This window comes from Micromonospora palomenae, from assembly GCF_007829925.1.
GTDB classification, from domain to species: Bacteria; Actinomycetota; Actinomycetes; order Mycobacteriales; family Micromonosporaceae; genus Micromonospora; species Micromonospora purpureochromogenes.
In genome coordinates, this window is the sequence record NZ_VIXA01000003.1 from 678,276 (window position 1) to 697,876 (window position 19,601).

Here is a 19,601-nt window from a genome sequence, read left to right on the forward strand (position 1 = left end):
CGCATGCGTGAGGATTCGCCGCGCTGGGAGCAGATCAACGCCAGCTCCTACACCTGGGAACAGGACGGGCTGCGCGAGCTGGCCGGCTACCTGCCGGATACCGACCCGTACCACGTCTGGGCCAACGTCGAGTTCGTCGGGGCCGACGGCTCGATCAACGAGGTCGACGCCCTGGTGCTGACCCCCAGCGGGCTCTACGTGTTGGAGCTGAAGCACTGGCAGGGCGAGATCCGCGGCGATGGCACCCAGTGGGTGCGGCGGGCACCCAACAGCCGGCTCATCCCAGAGGACAACCCGTACATTCTGGCCAACCGGAAGGCGAAGCGGCTGGCCAGCCTGATCCGCTACTACGCCCGGCAGCATGGTCGGGAAGGCCAGTCGCCTTACGTCGGCGCGGCGGTGTTCCTGCACGCCAGGGGGATGCGGGCGAGCCTGGACGCCATCGGTGGCCAGCACATCTACGGCTTGGAGGGGCATGACTCCGGGCTGCCCGGCCTAAAGGATCTGCTGATCACACCGCCCCGTAACCCGGCACACCGGGTGGACGAGGCGCGCGGGCGGCAGATCGTCGAGCTGGTGCGCGGGGCCAAGATCCGGCCGTCGGTGGCGGACCGTAAGGTCGGTCAGCTGCTGTTGCACCCGAGGCCGTTCGCGGAGGGTCTGGGCTGGCAGGACTTCCTCGCCGGGCACGCGCTGGACACCGAGTTGGTGCGACGGGTGCGGTTCTACCTGACCAGCCGGGCGGCCGAGCACGAGGTGCCGGCGATCCGCAAGGCTGCGGAGCGGGAATTCCGCCTGTTGCAGGGCATCCACCACCCTGGGGTGGCCCGGGCGCACGACCTGGTGGAGCACGCCTGGGGGCCGGCGGTCGTCTTCGACCACCAGCCGGACTGGGTACGCCTCGACCAGTGGCTGCTGCGGCGCGGCGACGCGTTGACCCTGGCCCAGCGCCTGCAACTGGTGCAGGACCTCGCTGAGATCATCGACTACGCGCACTCCCGCCGGCTGGCTCACCGGGCGCTCTCGCCCCGAGCTATCTACGTCGGTGACCCGGACGGGTCGCGCCCGACGCTGGTGGTCACCGACTGGCAGACCGGTGGGCGGTTGGCCGGCACTACCCAGCTCACCCGGCTCGGGCCGTCGAGCGACCCGGCGAGCCTGGAGTTGTTCTTCGACGACGAGGTCCGTCGCTACCAGGCGCCGGAGGCGGAGAACGCCGCCCGGTTGCCGGGGCACCAACTTGACGTGTTCTCCCTGGGAGCGCTGGCGTACCGGATCTTCGCCGGGACGGTGCCAGCGGCCACGCCGGAGGAACTGGTCAATGCGGTGCGTGACAGCGGGCTGCACCTCGACGCCGCCGTCGACGGCATGCCGCACACGCTGGTCACCCTGGTCTACGACGCGACCCGCGGTGACCCGGCGCACCGGCTGCCCAGCGTCTCCCGCTTCCACCAGGACCTGGAGAAGGTCTGGGACGAGCTGACCGCTCCGGAGCCGGAGCCGGTGGCCGATCCGCTTTCCGCCCACCGCGGGGACCAGCTCGACGGCGGCCTGGAGGTGAAGGATCGGCTCGGCTCCGGCGCCACCGCCGTCGCCCTGCTGGTGAGGCGGACGGGGGAGTCCCGCGACCTGGTGTTGAAGGTGGCCCGCGACGAGCAGCACGAGGAGCGGCTGACCGCGGAGGCGCGTACCCTCGGGAAGCTGAAGCACCCCCAGGTCGCCGCGCTGGTCGACGGCCCGGTGCGGGTGGCTGGCCGGACCGCCCTGCTGATGGAGAGCGCGGGCTCGCGGACCCTCGCCGAGGAGCTGCGCGGCGGCCGGCTCGCGCTGGACCTGCTGGAGCGATACGGGCGTGACCTGCTCGACATCGTCAACTACCTGGACGGGCAGGGTGTCTGGCACCGCGACCTGAAGCCGGCCAACCTGGCAGCCCGGCCCCGGCCGAAGGACAAGCAGCCGCACCTCTGCGTCTTCGACTTCTCGCTCTCCTCCGCCCCCGCCGACCAGCTCGGGGCGGGTACCGTCGGCTACCTCGATCCATTCCTCGGGCCGCCTCGCCGGCTGCGCTACGACGCGGCGGCCGAGCGGTTCGCCGCGGCCGTGGTGCTCTATGAGATGGCCACGGGCACCCTGCCCCGATGGGGCGACAACGCCAACCCGGCCGCGGTCAGCGACGAGGTGACCCTGGATCCGGCGGTGTTCGACCCGGCGGTCGCGGACCGGCTGGTGGAGTTCTTCCGTCGGGCGCTGGCCCGGGACGCGGCGGCCCGGTTCGACACGGTCGACGAGATGACCGACGCCTGGCGGGCGATCTTCCAGCAGGTCCCTCAGCCGGCGGTGACGCCGGTCGGCCCGGTGCCCGCGGTAGTGGGCCTGACGCGGGAGTCGCCGCTGGAGCTCACCGAGCTGACCGCCCGGGCCCGCTCGGCGCTGCAACGGCTCGAAATGCACACCGTGGGCGATCTGTTGGACGCGGAGCCGTCGGCGTTGACCCGGGCCAAGGGAGTGCCGGACGCCACCCGCAAGGAGATTCTCGCCCAGGCGCGCGCCCTGCGCGCGGTACTGCCGGGTGGCAGCGAATCGACGCCGGAGGACCGGCCGGTGGCGCAGGGCGTGGAGGCGCTGTGCGGGACCCTGCTGCCGCCGAAGACCTCCCGGAACCGCCGCACTATCGCCGTGCTGCTCGGGCAGGAGCCCACCGACGGCGGCACGTTCCTGCGCTGGCCGGCGCAGAGCGAGGCGGCCCGGGTCACCGACCGCAGTCAGCCGCAGATCTCCAAGCTGCTCACCGCGCAGGCGCGCACCTGGCTGGCGGACCCGGCGCTGGAGGCGGTGCGCAACGAGATCGTGGCGCTGCTGGATGCCCGCGGGGCGGTGATGTCGGCCGAGGAATTGGCGCAGGCACTGATCGCCGCCCGCGGCTCCTTCACACCGGACCCGAAGCGGTTGCCCCAGGCCATCGGCCTGGTCCGGGCCGCTGTGGAAGCCGAGCTGAGCACCGGTGGGGACGCCCGAGTGGCCACCTACCGGTTCCGCACCAGCGGGATCGTCCTGGTCGGCCGGGAACCGGACGATCCGGCGTCCGACGTCACCGCCGCCGACTTCCTCGAGTACGTGGTGGAGTTGGGGGGCCGGGCGGCCGAGTTGGCCACCGCCGAACCGCTGCCGACCCGGCCGCGCGCGGTGGAGGAGCTGCGTCGGTTGCCCGTACCAGCGGGCATGCCGCCGGTGGTCGACCTGCGGCTGCTGCAGCTCGCGGCGGTAGGCAGCAACGACCGGGTCGACGTGAACGCGCAGGGCCAGCTCTACCCGGTGGGGATGTCGGCGGAGCGGGCGCTACGGCTCTCGGTGGGCAGCCTGATCGGGCAACGGCTCGGCGAACAGCCGCTTCGCGACCGGGTGCAGAGCCGGTTCCCCCGAGCTGAGCGGTTGCCGGGCCGACCGGACCTCAACGACCTGCTCGCCGCCGCCCAGGTGCCGCTGGTCTGGCACTCACGAGATCACGTCTACGGGCCGGCGACGACCCTGCCCTCGGTGACCGGTACCCGCATGGCCACCACCCACGCTCCGCTGCTCGGGCTCTCCGCCGCCGACGAGGTCAGGGACAAGCTCCAGTCGGCGATCGACCGGCGGGCGTTCCTGGCGGTGCTGGCGCCGTGGCGTCGGCTAGGTCCAGCCCGGCGGGCGTTGCTGGCCCGCCTGCCGGTGACCGAGGTGGACGTCACGGCGATCCTGCTGGAGCAGCTGCGGTCGCTCGGCTTCCCTTGGGAGGCGATCGTGGCGGCGGACAACGGCTCGCCGCTGGATGCCGACTTCCGCAGCCTGGTGGACCTGGTCCGGCATCAGGTCGTGCCGGCCGTCGGCGCGGCTATCGGCGCCGCCGAGGGGCCGGTCCTCCTCACCGAGGCGGCGCCGCTGGCCCGGTACGGGCAGCTCGGACTGCTCCAGGAGTTGGCCGACCCGACGCGACCGCGGCCGGCGGCCCGGCTGCTGCTGGTGCCGGCACGGCGCCCGGAGCCGGCGGTGCTGGACGGGATGCAGTTGCCGCTGACCTCGCCGGCGAGCCAGTCACTCTGGCTCGCGGACGACTGGATCCAGGCGACTGATGTGCTGCCCGGAAGGGCGGTGTGAGGCCCCACAGTCGATGCGAGTCATCAGCGGCAGGAGCCGATTGTCGAGCGGCGATGACGACCGGGCATCCACTGTGGCTAATCGGAGGGCACCTGCGTCGTCACGGGCTGTGGTAAGAATCTAGGAATGCCCCTGCGCAAGATCGTGTTGGAGAACTACCGCTGCTTCCGGGACCGGCAGGAGATCGAGCTGGCACCGGTCACGGTGGTGCTTGGTAAGAACAACTCCGGCAAGAGCGTGTTGACCCGCGCGCCGCTGGTCATCGCCACCGGCTTCGACACCGATTCCACCGCGCCGCTGGACCTGGACAGGCTCGATCCGCAGCCGGTGGACGGCTTCGCGGACCTGGTCTTCGAGCAGAGTCCGCACGGCAAGTTCTTCCTCGGCTTTGAGGTGGACGGGCCGGTGCCCTTCTCGATGCACGCGACCGTCCAACTGGTCGACGAGGAACGCACCGCCTTCGTATCGGACCTTCGCGTCGGTCTGGAGGATCAGGAGTTCGTACTCTCCTGGCAGCCGACGATGACCGACGGCTACGAGAGCTTCTCTTACCAGATTCAGGCGTCGGGGCGGACGGCGGTGGTCCGGACCGTACCGTTCTCCGGGCTGCGGCCGAGCCCGACGAACGGCATCCCGGAGCTACGGCCCCTGGGAGAACGGCGCAGCGGCCTGACCCTCGGGCCGATCCGTTTCCTCAGCGCGTATCGCGACCGGCCGGAGCGGCAACACCGGCTGCCGTTGGGCGTCCCGCGCGGCATCGGCGTGCACGGGCAGGGCACCCTCGCCATCCTGGCGCACGACCAGGCGCGAAACGGCGGCGGGCTGCTCGCGCGGGTCAATGAGCAGCTGGCGGCGATCGTGCCGGGCTGGCGGATCGAGGAGATCGAGGCAGGGCCACTGTGGTCGACGGTGCTGACCCGCGGCGGTAGCCGGGTGCGGGTGAACCTGGCGGACGCGGGCACGGGCCTGTCGCAGGTGCTGCCGATCCTCGTGCAGTGCGCGATGGACGAACTGCGCGGTGCCGACGCGTCGCCACCTCTGCAGATCATCGAGGAGCCGGAGATGCACCTTCATCCCGGTGCCCACGCCGCGCTTGCCGACCTCTACCTGAGCACCGCACGAGCCACGGGCACCCGATTCCTCATCGAGACGCACAGCGAGACGCTGCTGTTGCGTCTGCGACGACACATCGCGGAGGGCTGCCCACCGGAGATGGTGGCGGTGTACGTGGTCGAGCAGCATGACGGCGTCTCGGAGGTCCGGCAGGTCGGCATCGACCGACTGGGCAATCTTGACGACGAGTGGCCCGAGGGCTATTTCTCTCAGGACTACCACGAGGTGCGGGCACTCGCGGCCGCCCAGCTGAGGCAGGGTGGCTATGCGTCTTGACATCGAGCCCGAGGTGTTCACGTCCGGCGACCGGCTGTCGGTGATCCATCTGCTGGCGATGGCCGTCGAGGGGCGGCACGAGTGGCGGCCGAGCCTGCCGGTCGCACTCAGCGCCGAGCGGTTCGCCAATGAGGAAGCCCCGGTGCTGACCGAGTTCGTGCAGAAGGCACTGGTGGAGGCGGCGAACCCGGCTCCGACCGCGCCGGCGATCGCGCAGATCACCGCCGCGAAGCTCAAGGACTTCGTCGCGGACCTGCGCCGGCCGGCCACTGTGGTGGTGGAGAACCGGATCGCCGACGGCGGCTTCGTCCGCGCGGTGGCAGCTGCCCTCGGGGACCACCGAGTGGTGGAGGCGCTGACGCCGGATCGGCAGTGGTTGTGCTTCAGCCATGGCGGCGGCAGCGGTGACATCCCCGAGCTGGCAGCCGACGAACGGGCCGGCTTCTCGGTGCTGATCCGAGTGGCGGTGCTGTTCGACAGCGACCGCGAGCACGCCGACGACCCCGGGCGTAACGAGGACAAGGTCACGAAGTGCCTTGAGCACGGTGTCACCGAGGTGCATCTGCTGGCCTGGCGGATGATGGAGAACTACGCGCCGTTCCGGATCTGGGAACACCACTTCGTGTACAAGCCGGACCACATCGAGGAGTTGCGGGCCATCGAGCCGGACCGGCGGGGCTACCTGCACCTCAAGACGTGGTTCAAGCAGCGACGGTGCCACGTGCCAAAGAAGGTCTTTCCTGCTGATCTGGCGCTCAGCGAGGAGGACTTCGCCGAGCTGGGGCCGGACGTCGTGGCGGAGCTGCGGGAGTTGCTCGCCATGATCCACCGCATCCTGTAGGAGACTGGCCCCATGCACACCGATCAGGCCGAGATCCGGCCCGACCCGACCATCGCGCTCGTCGATGATCTTCTGGGCGGCATCGGCCGGGGTGAGATCCGGGTGCCGGCGTTCCAGCGGCCCTTCGTCTGGCGGCCCAACCAGATGCTGGAGCTGTTCGACAGCATCGAGCGGGGCTACCCGATCGGCAGCCTGCTGCTCTGGCAGACCGACGTGCAGGTGCCGTCGCTGGACCGGATCGGTGGCTTGGAGGTACCGCCGCCGCCGGCTGGGCGGCAGATCTCGTATCTGCTGGACGGTCACCAGCGGGTGTCGACGCTCTTCGGGGTGCTGAATCGGCCGTTGCGGGACGGCCCGGCCGAGGAGGAGCGCGACTGGATCTGGCAGATTCATCGCGACCTGCGCCCCGACCCACTCGGCTCGGACCGGTTCCGGCACCACCGATCCGGCAAGTTCGCCCCCCATCTGCTGCCGCTGGCGGCGGTGATGCGCACTCGCGATTTCCTCCGGCACTTCCACCGCGTGGAGCTGACGGTCAAGGACACCCGACAGGTGGACTCCCTGATCCGCGAGGCTGAGGCGGTCTCGCAGAGGATCAAGGGCTACAAGCTGACCCTCGTACGACTTCAGGGTGCCAGCCTCGACCAGGCCGTCAACGTCTACGCCCGGCTGAACCGCACCGGCACGCGGATGGACCCGGACCAGATGGTCTCGGCGTTGACGTACCGGAAGGAGCAGCCGTCCCTGGCGACCCGGATCGACGACATCGTCACCGCGGTCGCCGACACCGGCTTCGGCGAGCTGCCCCGGCTGGCGGTCTTCCGCGCGCTGCTGGCGATCGCCGGGGAGACCGACATCATGTCGCCGCGTTGGAGCCTGGTGGCGGACTACGTGCAGAACCGGCTGCACGACGCCCTACCGCAGACCGGGCAGGCGGTGCGGCAGGCCGCGGAGTTCCTGCGGACCGGGGTGGGCGTGCCGCAGGCGCGGTTCCTGCCGTACTCCCACCAGCTCGTGCTGCTGGCCGTGTTCTTTCACGCCTGCCGTCAGCCGAGCGGCCGGCAGTACGACCGGCTGCGCCGCTGGTTCTGGGTGACGTCCTGGTCGAGCGCGTTCGCCGGGGCCACCTCGACCACGCTGCGCCGGGCGCTGGACGAGGTGCGGTCATTCGCCGCCGGTGAGGCCGACCTGGCGCCCGATCTCGGCGACGTGCAGCCGATGCCGGAGAGCTTCAACCTGAACAGCGCGCGGACCAGAGCCTATGTGACCTGGGAGACCTTGGAGTTCCCGCAGCGGCTGGACATGCTGGGCCAACCCTTCGACGTGGTGAAAATGCTGGCGACGGCGGACACGCAGGTCTTCCGGCAGGTCGTGCCAAAGGACGCCCGACCCGCCAACCGGTTGATCTTCCCGACCACCCCGAACACGAGCGTCCTCGCGGCGCTCAAGGGGCTCACCCCGCCCAGCGGCCCGGGCCTTTTCGACGGCAGCCCGGAGCTGCGCCGGCTGGTGGGGCGGTCGATGACCGAGCAGATCCTGGACAGTCACGGCATCCCGGTCAAGGCGTGGCGGCGGCTCTGCGACGGCGGCAACGGAGGCCAGATCTTCGTCGATGACCGTACCGAGTTCCTGGAACAGCGCCTGCGGGCGTTCGCCGCTCGACTGGACGTGCCGGTCGGCGGGAGGCTCGAAGGTGACGCCAGTGACGATTCGGAGTAGTGGCGGCTGGCGGGTTAGACCATAGAATCTGCCGGTGATTGAGCTGAAGGCGCTGCAAGCGCAGGTCAAGAACCTGGTCGAGGATCTGCGCAAGCAGGTGGCAGAGGCGTCGGAGCTGCGCGCCGAGCTGCGTCAGGAACACGCCAAAGCGCAGGCCGCCGAGCGGGTCGGCGCGAGCTTCGAGACCTGGCTGGAGGACGTGCTCGACCAGGCAGCGGTGGCCTGGGTGCTCGGCTGCGTGTTCCTCCGCTTCTGCGAGGACAACGAGCTGGTCGAGAAGCTGTGGATCGGCGGCGCTGAGCCGGCCGCGCCGGCTGAGCGGGCCATGCAGCACCGGCAGGCATACCTGATCGCCAACCCCCGGCACAACGACCGGCACTGGCTGCAGGAGGCGTTCCGCTACCTGGCTGAGCTGAAGGCCACCGGCAAGATCTTTGACCAGCACAACCCGGTCTGGCGCTTCCAGATCTCAGGCCCGGCCGCCGAGGAGTTGAGCGACTTCTTCCGCCGGGGGCTGGGTCAGGAGTCGCTGCGCCGCGAGGACCTGAACACGCGCTTCCTGGGTGACCTCTATCAGGACCTGTCGGCGCACGCGAAGAAGACTTACGCGCTGTTGCAGACGCCGGAGTTCGTCGAGGAGTTCATCCTCGACCGGACCTTCGAGCCGGCGGTCAAGGAGTTCGGCCTCGCCGCCACCAGCGTCATCGACCCGACGTGCGGCTCCGGCCACTTCCTGCTCGGCGCGTTCCACCGGCTGGTGGGTAAGTGGCGGGATCGGGAGCCGGCCACCGACGTCAAGGTGCTCGCCGAGCGGGCGCTGGGTCAGGTGACCGGCGTCGACATCAACCCGTTCGCGGTGGCGATCGCCCGATTCCGGCTGCTCATCGCCGCCATGAAGGTATGCGGCCTGACGAAGCTGGAACGGACGCCGGGGTGGCCGATCCGGGTGGCGACCGGTGACTCGCTGCTGCCGTGGGGGCCATTCAGCTCGCGTGCCCAAGGCGATCTCATGAAGGTGTTGGAGGCCCAGGCAGCGGAGTCCGAGGCGAAGGACGGCAAGAAGATCTTCGCGTACGAGAGCGAGGACGCCGACCTGCTCAAGGACTACCTGGCCGAGAACCAGTACACGGTCGTGGTCGGCAATCCGCCCTACATCACCGTGGCCGACAGCGTCCGAAGCAAGCTCTACCGCAGCATCTACGACACAGTCTGTCACCGACAGTATGCGCTGACTGTGCCGTTCGCCAAGCGTTTCTTCGACTTGGCGAAGTGGTCCGACGAGCACGGCGAAGGAGCCGGTCACGTTGGGCAGATCACGGGTAACGCCTTCATGAAGCGTGAGTTCGGCAAGAAGCTGATCGAGGACTATTTTGTCCACCAAGTCGAGTTAACCGAGGTGATTGACACCTCTGGTGCGTATATTCCAGGTCATGGCACGCCGACTGTCATTCTCGTCGGGCGAGCCAATAAGCGTCGCCGTCGTGAGAAGGTCCTCGCTGTCCTTGGTGTTCGGGGAGAGCCTTCGACCCCTGATAACCCTGCAGAAGGCATGGTGTGGTCGGCGATCCAAGAACAGGTCAACAACCCCGGCTCCGCCTCACAGTGGGTTTCAAGTGGTCTGTTGGATCGTCGTCGTCTAGGTTCGCATCCATGGAGCCTGGCGGGCGGCGGCGCTTCGGAGTTGATGGCGCTGATTGCCAAACAGGACGCGAAGGTCGGCGAACGTGTGAGGGTCATCGGCAGAGTCACCCACACAGGCTCAGACGATAGTTACTTTGGGCCTACCAATGTGTGGGCTAGGTTCGGCGTGCAAAAGAGTGCCGTTGTTCCCTTGGTGGCAGGCGACGTTCTGCGCGACTGGGTCATCGACTCCGACACTGACGCCCTTTTCCCATATGATGGCACGTTGACGGCTTCGCTCCGTGATCGATCTCTGCATAAAATCCTTTGGGTGACTGCTGGTGTCCTCCGGCGGCGGCGTGAGCCCAATGGCACCCATGAGGAAATCGGACTTACCTGGTACGAGTGGAGCCGCTGGCACCCTGAGCGATTCGCCGTGCCACTTGGGATCGGCATGGCTTTTGTGGCGACGCATAACCACTTTGTGCTGGATCGGGGTGGGAAGGTCTTCAATCGTTCGGCGCCGGTGATCAAGTTGCCGGAGGGGGCGACGGAGGACGATCACCTGCGGCTGCTTGGGGCGCTGAACAGCTCGACCGCCTGTTTCTGGCTGAAGCAGGTGAGCCAAAGCAAGGCGGGTAGCGGGATCGGGCGCGGTATCCAGCCCGAGGCTTGGATGGATAGGTGGGAGTTCACCGGCACCAAGCTTGAGGAGTTTCCGCTGCCGGAGGCGTACCCGTTGGGGCGGGCGCGGGAGTTGGAGGGGCTGGCGCAGCGGCTGTCGAGCTTGACCCCGGCGGCGGTTGCCGCATCGGGAGTACCGACCCGGCAGCGACTTGCGGAGGCTGAGGCTGAGTACCACTCGGTGCGGGCGCGGATGATTGCCCTGCAGGAGGAGTTGGACTGGGAGGTCTACCGGCTCTACGGGCTGATCGATGAGGATCTGACCTGCGCGAACCCGCCGGATTTGGCGTTGGGGGAGCGGGCCTTCGAGATCGTGCTGCACAACAGCGGGGCGCAGACCGAGTGGTTCAACCGGCACGGGTCGAAGCCGATCGACCGGCCTCAGCCGCACTGGCGGGCGGAGTACCGGTCGCTGGTGGAGCGGCGGATCGCCACTATTGCTGAGAACCGGCACATTGGGCTGATTGAGCGTCCGGAGTGTAAGCGGCGCTGGTCCACCGAGGGGTGGGAGAAGATGCAGTCGGCTGCGTTGCGGGACTGGCTGCTGGATCGGTTGGAGGTGCCGGAGCTGTGGGGCGGGCAGCCGACGCCGCTGTCGGTGGCGCAGCTTGCCGACCGGGTTGGCAGCGATCAGGATTTCCGGGCGGTGCTGGATCTGTGGGTCGGGCATGACAGCTATGACCTGACTCGGACGTTGGGTCAGTTGCTCGCTGACGAGCATGTGCCGTATCTGCCGGCGCAGCGGTACAAGCCGTCCGGGTTGCGTAAGCGGGCGCAGTGGGAGCGGACGTGGGCGTTGCAGCGGCGGGAGGACGCGGGAGAGAAGGTCGAGATCGAGGTGCCGCCGAAGTACGCCTCGGCGGACTTCGCCCGGCCGTCGTACTGGAAGGCGCGCGGGAAGCTCGACGTGCCGAAGGAGCGGTTCATCTCGTACCCGCAGGCGGGGCGGGACAGCGACGGCAGCGAGCTGCTCGGCTGGGCCGGCTGGGACCACTTGGCGCAGGCGCAGGCGTTGGCCACCGTCTACCTGGACCGGAAGACGCAGGAGGCGTGGCCAGCGCACCGGCTGCTGCCGCTGTTGGCCGGGCTGGTGGAGATCGAGCCGTGGCTGCACCAGTGGCACACCGCCGACGATCCGGCTTACATGGACGGCTCGCCCGCCACGTTCTTCAGCACCTTCATCAACGCCGAGCTGTCTCAGCTCAGCTCGGACAGGTCGGCTCTGACCCTTCTGCGGGGCGTGCCCGAGTTGGGGTAGGCCAGCTCTCAGAGGGCCTGGGCCTTCGTCGGCTGTCGCACTTGGGCTGCAAGGCGGTCTCAGTTCTTCTTGCTTACACTGGTTCGGCTGGGCGGAGCCTTGGCAGGGACGCCAACGACGATTCGGAGTAGTGGTGGCCGACAGGTTAGGTCATAGAATCTGCCGGTGATTGAGCTGAAGGCGCTGCAAGCGCAGGTCAAGAACCTGGTCGAGGATCTGCGCAAGCAGGTGGCAGAGGCGTCGGAGCTGCGCGCCGAGCTGCGTCAGGAACACGCCAAAGCGCAGGCCGCCGAGCGGGTCGGCGCGAGCTTCGAGACCTGGCTGGAGGACGTGCTCGACCAGGCAGCGGTGGCCTGGGTGCTCGGCTGCGTGTTCGTCCGCTTCTGCGAGGACAACGAGCTCGTCGAGAAGCTGTGGATCGGTGGTGCCGACCCGGAAGCGCCCGCTGAGCGGGCCATCCAGCACCGGCAGGCATACCTGATCGCCAACCCCCGGCACAACGACCGACACTGGCTGCAGGAGGCGTTCCGCTACCTCGCCGAGCTGAAGGCAACCGGCAAGATCTTCGACCAGCACAACCCGGTCTGGCGCTTTGATATCTCCGGTCCAGCTGCCGAGGAGCTGAGCGACTTCTTCCGCCGGGGGGTCGGCCAGGAGTCGCTGCGCCACGAAGATCTGAACACCAGAGACCTCGGACAACTCTACGAATACCTGTCGCTTCATGCCCGGAAGACGTACGCGCTGCTGCAGACGCCGGAGTTCGTCGAGGAGTTCATCCTCGACCGCACCTTCGAGCCGGCGGTCAAGGAGTTCGGCCTCGCCGCCACCAGCGTCATCGACCCGACGTGCGGCTCCGGTCACTTCCTACTCGGCGCGTTTCGTCGGCTGGTGGGTAAGTGGCGGGACCGGGAGCCGGGGACCGACGTCAGGGTGCTCGCGGAGCGGGCGCTCGGCCAGGTGACCGGGGTGGACATCAACCCGTTCGCGGTGGCGATCGCCCGCTTCCGGCTCCTGATCGCCGCGATGAATGTCTGCGGACTGACCAAGCTGGAGCGAACCCCGGCCTTCCCGGTCCGGGTGGCGACTGGCGATTCGCTGCTGCACTGGGAGCACACTTCCGATGACCAGGGCGACATTATGGCGCTTTTGAATGACCGGCCGACGTTCGCATTTGATAGCGAGGACGCCGATCTGCTCAAGGAGTATCTGAGGCCGCAGCAGTACACAGTGGTCGTGGGCAACCCGCCCTACATCGCTGTCGCCGACCCGGTTCGGAGCCGGCGCTACCGCAAGCTTTACAGCGCATGCTCGGGAAAGTACGCACTGACGGTGCCCTTCGCGCAGCGCTTCTTTGAGCTCGGGAAGCGCGGTGACCACGATGGTGACGGGGCCGGTCACGTCGGTCAAATCACCGGCAACGCCTTCATGAAGCGTGAGTTCGGCAAGAGACTCATCAACGAATACTTCGCCGGGATGGTCGAACTGACCGAGGTGATTGATACCTCCGGGGCGTATATTCCGGGACACGGAACCCCGACGGTGATTCTGGTCGGCCGAAACCGCTTAGTCAGCACTCGCTACAGCAGGGCCATCCGCACCATTCTAGGGGTGCAGGGAGAGCCATCCACGCCGGACGATCCAGCACAGGGCAAGGTCTGGCTCGCGATCAAGGCACAAATAGATGATCCTGGCTCGGAGTCCGAGTGGGTGAGTGTGAGCGACTTCGCTCGCAGTCAACTTGCCTCGTATCCTTGGAGCTTGAGTGGGGGCGGCGCAACCCAGCTGATGGAGGCGCTTCAGTCTGGCCGCGATGGCGTCCTGTCTGGTGCTTGCGACTCGATTGGATTCAGCGTCGTAACCGGTGAGGACGCCCTATACCTACGTAGGCGAAAGCAGTCTTGGGAAGTGCGCGCGCAGCTATTCACCGTAGGTGACAATATCCGGGATTGGTTTGCTGTTCCGCAATCTTTAGTTGCCTTCCCATACGATGACCACCTCCAGCCAATCGATGTGTCGGGAGATCGAACTTTCTGGACTACTCGCACAAGTAAGCGGCAAGGTTTGATGTTTGGTAAAACTAACGAACGGCGAGGGCTGGCTTGGCCTGAATATGCAAACTTGTCGCGATCCCGGCTGTCTGCGTCGTTGCTGATTGCGTGGCCATTCCTTGCAACGCATAACCATTTCACCCTTGCCCGTAGGGGTGGGATTTTCAATCATGCGGCGCCGGTAATCAAGTTGGCGGAGGGGGCGACGGAGGACGAGCACCTGCGGCTGCTCGGGGTGCTGAACAGTTCGACCGCCTGCTTCTGGTTGAAGCAGGTGAGTCACCCTAAAGCGGGCGGCGGCGTCGGCCGGGGGATGCAGGACGAAGCATGGGAAGAACGCTACGAGTTCACCGGAACGAAGCTGCAAGAGTTCCCGCTGCCGGACGCCTACCCGTTAAGGCGTGCGCGCGAGCTGGATGGGCTAGCGCATCGGCTGTCCAGCCTTACCCCGGCGGCGGTTGCTGGCGGGGGAGTGCCGACGAGGCAGCGGCTGGCGAACGCTGAGACGGAATATCACTCGGTGCGGGCGCGGATGATCGCGCTTCAAGAGGAGTTGGACTGGGAGGTCTACTGGCTCTACGGGCTGATCGATGAGAACCTGACTTGTGATAACCCGCCGGAGCTGATGTTGGGGGAGCGAGCCTTCGAGATCGTCCTGTCCGCCAGCGACGCGCGGACAGCATGGTTCGACCGGCACGAATCAAAGCCGATTGACCGGCCGCAGCCGCATTGGCCAGCGGAGTACCGGTCTCTGGTCGAGCGCCGGATCGCCGCGATCAAGTCCAATCAGCACATCAGCATGATTGAGCGGCCGGAGTGTAAGCGGCGCTGGTCTCAAAAGCGGGACAAGGAGCGATGGGGCTGGGCTGAGCAGGAGAAGGCTGCGTTGCGGGACTGGCTGCTGGATCGGTTGGAGGTGCCGGAGCTGTGGGGCGGGCAGCCGACGCCGCTGTCGGTGGCGCAGCTTGCCGACCGGGTTGGCAGCGATCAGGATTTCCGGGCGGTGCTGGATCTGTGGGTCGGGCATGACAGCTATGACCTGACTCGGACGTTGGGTCAGTTGCTCGCTGACGAGCATGTGCCGTATCTGCCGGCGCAGCGGTACAAGCCGTCCGGGTTGCGTAAGCGGGCGCAGTGGGAGCGGACGTGGGCGTTGCAGCGGCGGGAGGACGCGGGAGAGAAGGTCGAGATCGAGGTGCCGCCGAAGTACGCCTCGGCGGACTTCGCCCGGCCGTCGTACTGGAAGGCGCGCGGGAAGCTCGACGTGCCGAAGGAGCGGTTCATCTCGTACCCGCAGGCGGGGCGGGACAGCGACGGCAGCGAGCTGCTCGGCTGGGCCGGCTGGGACCACTTGGCGCAGGCGCAGGCGTTGGCCACCGTCTACCTGGACCGGAAGACGCAGGAGGCGTGGCCAGCGCACCGGCTGCTGCCGCTGTTGGCCGGGCTGGTGGAGATCGAGCCGTGGCTGCACCAGTGGCACACCGCCGACGATCCGGCTTACATGGACGGCTCGCCCGCTGCGTTCTTCACCGCTTTCATTGATGCAGAGCTGGCGCAGCTCAGCTCGGACAGGTCGGCTCTGACCTTGCTACGGGGCGTTCCGGAACTGTCTTGAGCCGCTAGTAATCCGGCATGATCCGTCGGTCAGCCAGAAGAGCAAAGAGGTAGCTGGGCCCGCGCACGACGTTGTGCAGTGCGGCGGGCCCAGCGACCGGCCACAGGTCCAACGCTGTTTTGAGCTGACTTCGGTGAATCCAGTAGCTCGTGCGGTCCGTCAGCAGGCGGTCCCCGTCGACGATGTAGCGGAACGGCAGCCCGCTGACCGTCAAGAAGGTTTGACCGGCATGCTGGGTGATCGTGGCCCAGACCGCATCGATATCGCGCATCAACAGATCCGTTCTACCGGTCGAACGCGGACCAGTTGTCTTCCCACCGTGCGACGTTTTGCGGCTCGATCTTGGTGTGTAGGCTCTCACTGTTGCGTGGCCTGACCCCCACCCGGTCCATGAACTGCTGGTGACGCTGCCGCACGTCATGACGCAGCTCGTCGCCGGGCGCGATGTAGAACCGCGGGTGCGCCCCCGAGACGTCGACCAGCACGTACGCCGCAATGGTGCTGTCGGTGAACTTGTCGACGTCCGCGATCATCCAGGCGCCCTTCCCGGCGACCAGCACGGCGGCCCGGCTGCCGTCGACGTCGATGAAGGTTTGCGCACCGGCGAGGCTCGCCTGGTGGCCGCGGAGCAGGGCCTCGCCGACGGCCAAATGACGGCCGGCCTGGTGGGTCTGCTGATGAGTCGGTATCTTGTCCTCCCGATGGTCCTGTCGGTTGTTGCTACTGCGGCGCATCCGACCTTGGCCAGAGTGCGTGGAGGGCCTTCGCCTCGGTGACTGAGCCCTTCCAGACGTGCGGGTGGACTCGCCCTTGCCTCAGTTCAGCATCGACACCGAAAGCATGCAGCCGTCTGCTGACGTGACAACCGTCAGCGCTTCCTGAGGGCGGGTCCGCGAGCGGCCTGGCCTCAACGCATATGAGGTTCTTCCCGGTCGGCCCTCCAGGTAGAGGGCGCGGCGTTGCTCGAAGTCGCCCTGAGTGTCGCCGGCGACGGAAAGGAAATCTTCGGCTACGCCCGTCCGCACGCTTAGGTAACGACCACCGAGGTTGATCAGGGAATTCTCGCAGCGGAACGAAATGCCGTCCACATCGATGACATCAACGACATCCGACTCAACGGCATCCTGGGAGTTAGCGGCTTGACGGTCTGCTTGTAGCAGGGGCCCTGATGGTTCCGGGGCTAAGCCGGCGAACGTGAAGAGACGGGCTCGGTCAAGATCCGTAACCTCACGTACCACCTCATCGCGGTTGACGGGAGTCGCGAGAGCCTCCGCAGAGATCCAGCCCGAACCTTCGTGATCGCCGAAGCGTGGCCTCTCCCCTGCCTCCTCCATCGCGAACGCCGTCGCGATGTCGCCACGAGTCTCTTCGTCGGGCTCGCCGACTTCCAAGGCAAATCCTTTGATCCTCCGTCCAGCCACACACGCGCCGATCACGATGCGGCGCATGTTGGCACCGGTCACTGGCTTCGGTACGAGAACCTGTTGCACGCCACGGGCCAGTTGCAGGATGGTCGTCCGCCGCCCCGAGCTGTTGCCCTTGGCTTCAAGCACCACGACATCCGTCAAGTTCCCGCGGCGCATGTTGTACCAGAAGTAGTCGGGCTTGTGAGATCCCAGACCGCCAACTGCAGGACCGAGGACGGCGTCGTAACTCACTGCGTCTGCGTCAACCACTTGGGCGGGCTCGGTGAGTATCAGCTGTTCCACCAGATCCGTGGCAACGGCGATCCCAAAGTGCTCCGAGAAGAGAGAGCGCTGATGGTTCCGCACCTGATTCGTCAGTGCCGAAAGCCGAAGGTCGGGACGTGCCTCCGCGAAGGCCCACAGATAACGGATGATGGCCCAGCGGCTGGCGGTGCGGAGAGCCGTGAGCCCAGGCAGCCCAGCAGCACCAGCCTGATGGAGGCCCGGTAGGGCGCTCGTCGTCTTGCCGAGACCGAGCAGCAGATCCAAGGGCCGGACGCTGCGGATGGCGACCTGGCTCTCTAGTTCCGGCAGTGGGCGGATGTCCACCCTGCGCCCCGTCTTCTGCAGGACCGCATTGCTGACGCTGTCAGCCAGCTTCCAGGTTGACTCAACCTCGTATGTGCCGGGTGTCGACAGAGCTGGCGGCTGGCCGCCCTGAAGGGGTGAGAACGCCATCCACAGATGCTGTCACCGAGGCGAGCCGACGTATAGATCAGACGAGGCCAATGCGGAAGACGTTCGTACCGCACGAAAGGAACCCCAGCGCCAGTTCGTTCACCGCTCCGTGGAGGGGCGGTACCGACGGACGTCGATTACTGGGGGCTGACTTTTTCTTGCTTGGCGGCGTGCAGGAAGGCGGTCCAGGTCGTCGGGGTGAAGGTCAGCACCGGGCCGTTCGGGTCCTTGCTGTCGCGCAGCCCGACCATGCCCGCCAGGTTGTCGGCGACCTCTACGCAGTTGCCGGAGCCGTTGCTGCGGGTGCTCTTACGCCAGGTCACCGGGGCCTGGTTGACCTCTTCCACCCGCGCCGTCCTCTCATAGCTCGTCGATCGCCCCCTGGATCAGGTCGCGCGACTCCCGAGTGGTGGCCGCAGTGGCGACCAGGTGCTCGAAGACGCGGCTGTACTCCCTGACCTGTTGGCCTTCGAGGTAGAGGCTACCCGCGCGGGTTTCGACGTAGACGACCCCCGGATCGGCCGGCTCGGGGAAGGTCAGCACGCTGAATGCGCTGCCCATCGACCCGTACTCTCCCGCGTCGAAGGTGAGGATCTGAATGGTGCGGCCGGGTCGGTCCGCCTCCTCTGCCAGCCGCCGCAACTGTGCCTGGAACGCCTCGGCGCCGCCGACCGGACGCCGTAGGGCCGCCTCGTCCAGCACCACCCAGAGCTTCGGCGGGGTGTCGGTGTTCTGCCGGCGCATCCGCAGCTCCACCCGCCGGTTCACCTCGTCGCCAGGCGCGTCCGGGTGCTCGGCACGAATGACTGCGCGGGCGTAGTCGGCCGTTTGCAGCAGTCCGGGGATCAGTTGCGGCTCGAAGGCGCGGATCTCCGATGCCTCGGCCTCCAGTCCGACGTAGACCTCGAACCAGTCCGGCAGCACGTCGTCATACGCCTGCCACCAGCCGCGCTTGCGGGCGTCTCGGGCGACCTGGACGAGCGCGTCTACCTCTTCGCCCTCGACGCCGTACAGCTCAAGGAGGCCACGGGCGACCGGCGGCATGACGGAGACCTGAGCGTTCTCGATGCGGCTGATTGCCGACTTCGAGATGCCCACCTCCTTGGCGGCCTGGTCGGCGGTCATCCCGGTCTGCTCGCGGAGGCGACGCAGCGCGGCAGCCAGGCGTCGACGTCGGACGGTCGGACTTCCAGTCATGGTCGTCAGTCTGCCGTAACCGGACACAGGTCGCAACGGCACGGTTCCGAATCGGGAGTTGCGCAAACTGCCGCCAACGCTGCACGATGAGTGAGGCCATGAATCGTGTGAGTTACGAACGGTGCTCGCTCTACTGGCCGCTCAAGGTGCCCTGCCGTCGTACCGCTGATCGAAGGCTGCGGTGGCAGGTGCCGGGGTGGGTCCGTCGGTGCGGGGCGGGTCGGCGGGCCCACCCCATCCACAGGTCAAGCTCGACGGTGAGAGGCAGGTCCGGTCATGCATCTCTTCTTCCGGCGTACGCGGCGTCGGCGGCGGTCGGTCCACGGGCCGACCTGCTACCGCTCGGCTGCCTACCATCCGCTGCGGCCCTGGCAGGTGCGTGAGCGACGGTTCCGGTCGACGCCGCTGGGCCGGCGCGGGCTCGACCCGGGAGAGGTGCGGGAGTTCCTCGACCGGGCCGCCAGTGACCTGGCCGCCGTCTACGACGCGCTCGCGCAGAGCCGCCGGGAGACCGACCGGATCAAGGACGCGCTGCGCCGCTGGCAGTCCGAGCAGGCCCGGGCCCGCAGCGAGCGGGGGGACCGATGAGCGAGCGTTGGGTCATCCACCTGCCCGCGGCGGCCGTTGATCTGCTCTCCGCGCAGCGCCTCGCCCGGGTGGTGGCGCATTGGGCGCACGTCCTGCCGCAGCTCGACCCGGGTGGGACCACCGTCTCGGCCGAGGACGACCAGAACGTCCGCCACTGGGTCTTCTGCGACCAGAACATGCCGGGTGGCGTGCGGTGTCTGCTCTGGCCCGACCACGACGGCGAGTGTTCCCGGCGGCCGAGGCGGCGTTGAGCGGGGACGACGCACCGCGCGGCAACGGGGTGGACTAGGACCTGAACCTTACAAACCTTACGATCGGCGGGTCGCCGGTGCTGCCGGCGGTACGGGGAGTGGTGGCGCGAGGAGCG

The 19,601-nt window shown here is 67.6% G+C and carries 13 protein-coding genes; 8 read left to right on the forward strand and 5 right to left on the reverse strand.

The window, feature by feature from the left end; translation table 11 throughout:
• Positions 1-3: 3 nt before the first annotated feature.
• The 6 genes from pglW (at position 4) to pglX (FHX75_RS24170) (ending at position 15,305) form a co-directional block, all read left to right on the forward strand.
• A complete protein-coding gene (gene pglW / locus FHX75_RS24145; RefSeq protein ID WP_154942594.1) occupies positions 4-4,131 on the forward strand; it encodes a BREX system serine/threonine kinase PglW in 4,128 nt (1,375 codons plus the stop codon).
• A gap of 126 nt (positions 4,132-4,257) precedes the next feature.
• Positions 4,258-5,520, forward strand: a complete 1,263-nt coding sequence (locus FHX75_RS24150; RefSeq protein ID WP_154942595.1) for a DUF3696 domain-containing protein — start codon at positions 4,258-4,260, stop codon at positions 5,518-5,520.
• On the forward strand, positions 5,510-6,361 hold the full coding sequence (locus FHX75_RS24155) for a hypothetical protein (RefSeq protein ID WP_154942596.1): 852 nt from the start codon (positions 5,510-5,512) through the stop codon (positions 6,359-6,361). Before FHX75_RS24150 ends, FHX75_RS24155 begins: the two co-directional genes overlap by 11 nt.
• Before the next feature lie 12 nt (positions 6,362-6,373).
• On the forward strand, positions 6,374-8,080 hold the full coding sequence (locus FHX75_RS24160; RefSeq protein WP_154942597.1) for a DUF262 domain-containing protein: 1,707 nt from the start codon (positions 6,374-6,376) through the stop codon (positions 8,078-8,080).
• Between the two features lie 34 nt (positions 8,081-8,114).
• Positions 8,115-11,642 carry a BREX-2 system adenine-specific DNA-methyltransferase PglX gene (gene pglX, locus FHX75_RS24165; RefSeq protein ID WP_154942598.1) on the forward strand — a complete coding sequence of 1,176 codons (3,528 nt, stop codon included), beginning with the start codon at positions 8,115-8,117 and terminating at the stop codon, positions 11,640-11,642.
• Positions 11,643-11,807: 165 nt separating this feature from the next.
• Complete coding sequence (gene pglX, locus FHX75_RS24170; RefSeq protein WP_154942599.1) at positions 11,808-15,305, forward strand: BREX-2 system adenine-specific DNA-methyltransferase PglX; 3,498 nt, start codon at positions 11,808-11,810, stop codon at positions 15,303-15,305.
• Positions 15,306-15,309: 4 nt separating this feature from the next.
• On the opposite strand, the gene FHX75_RS24175 is transcribed toward pglX (FHX75_RS24170), so the two are convergent.
• From FHX75_RS24175 to FHX75_RS24195, 5 genes are all read right to left on the reverse strand, one after another.
• Positions 15,310-15,576: a hypothetical protein gene (locus tag FHX75_RS24175; protein ID WP_154942600.1), complete on the reverse strand. Its 267-nt coding sequence runs from the start codon at positions 15,574-15,576 to the stop codon at positions 15,310-15,312.
• Positions 15,577-15,589: 13 nt separating this feature from the next.
• Entirely contained in the window at positions 15,590-16,039 is a 450-nt protein-coding gene (locus FHX75_RS24180; protein WP_154942601.1) for a hypothetical protein, read from the reverse strand.
• 81 nt (positions 16,040-16,120) lie between these two features.
• Positions 16,121-17,449, reverse strand: a complete 1,329-nt coding sequence (locus tag FHX75_RS24185; RefSeq protein WP_154942602.1) for a hypothetical protein — start codon at positions 17,447-17,449, stop codon at positions 16,121-16,123.
• A gap of 137 nt (positions 17,450-17,586) precedes the next feature.
• Positions 17,587-17,796, reverse strand: coding sequence for a DUF397 domain-containing protein (locus tag FHX75_RS24190; RefSeq protein WP_154942603.1), 210 nt, complete (start codon positions 17,794-17,796; stop codon positions 17,587-17,589).
• 13 nt (positions 17,797-17,809) lie between these two features.
• Positions 17,810-18,646 carry a helix-turn-helix domain-containing protein gene (locus FHX75_RS24195; RefSeq protein ID WP_154942748.1) on the reverse strand — a complete coding sequence of 279 codons (837 nt, stop codon included), beginning with the start codon at positions 18,644-18,646 and terminating at the stop codon, positions 17,810-17,812.
• A 276-nt stretch (positions 18,647-18,922) separates the two neighbouring features.
• On the opposite strand from FHX75_RS24195, the gene FHX75_RS24200 reads away from it, so the two are divergent.
• Positions 18,923-19,234 (forward strand): DivIVA domain-containing protein, encoded by a 312-nt coding sequence (locus FHX75_RS24200; RefSeq protein ID WP_154942604.1) that lies wholly within the window; start codon positions 18,923-18,925, stop codon positions 19,232-19,234.
• The gene (locus FHX75_RS24205) at positions 19,231-19,485 is read left to right on the forward strand and encodes a hypothetical protein (protein ID WP_154942605.1); all 255 of its coding nucleotides are present in this window, start codon (positions 19,231-19,233) and stop codon (positions 19,483-19,485) included. Before FHX75_RS24200 ends, FHX75_RS24205 begins: the two co-directional genes overlap by 4 nt.
• The last annotated feature ends 116 nt before the right edge of the window (positions 19,486-19,601 follow it).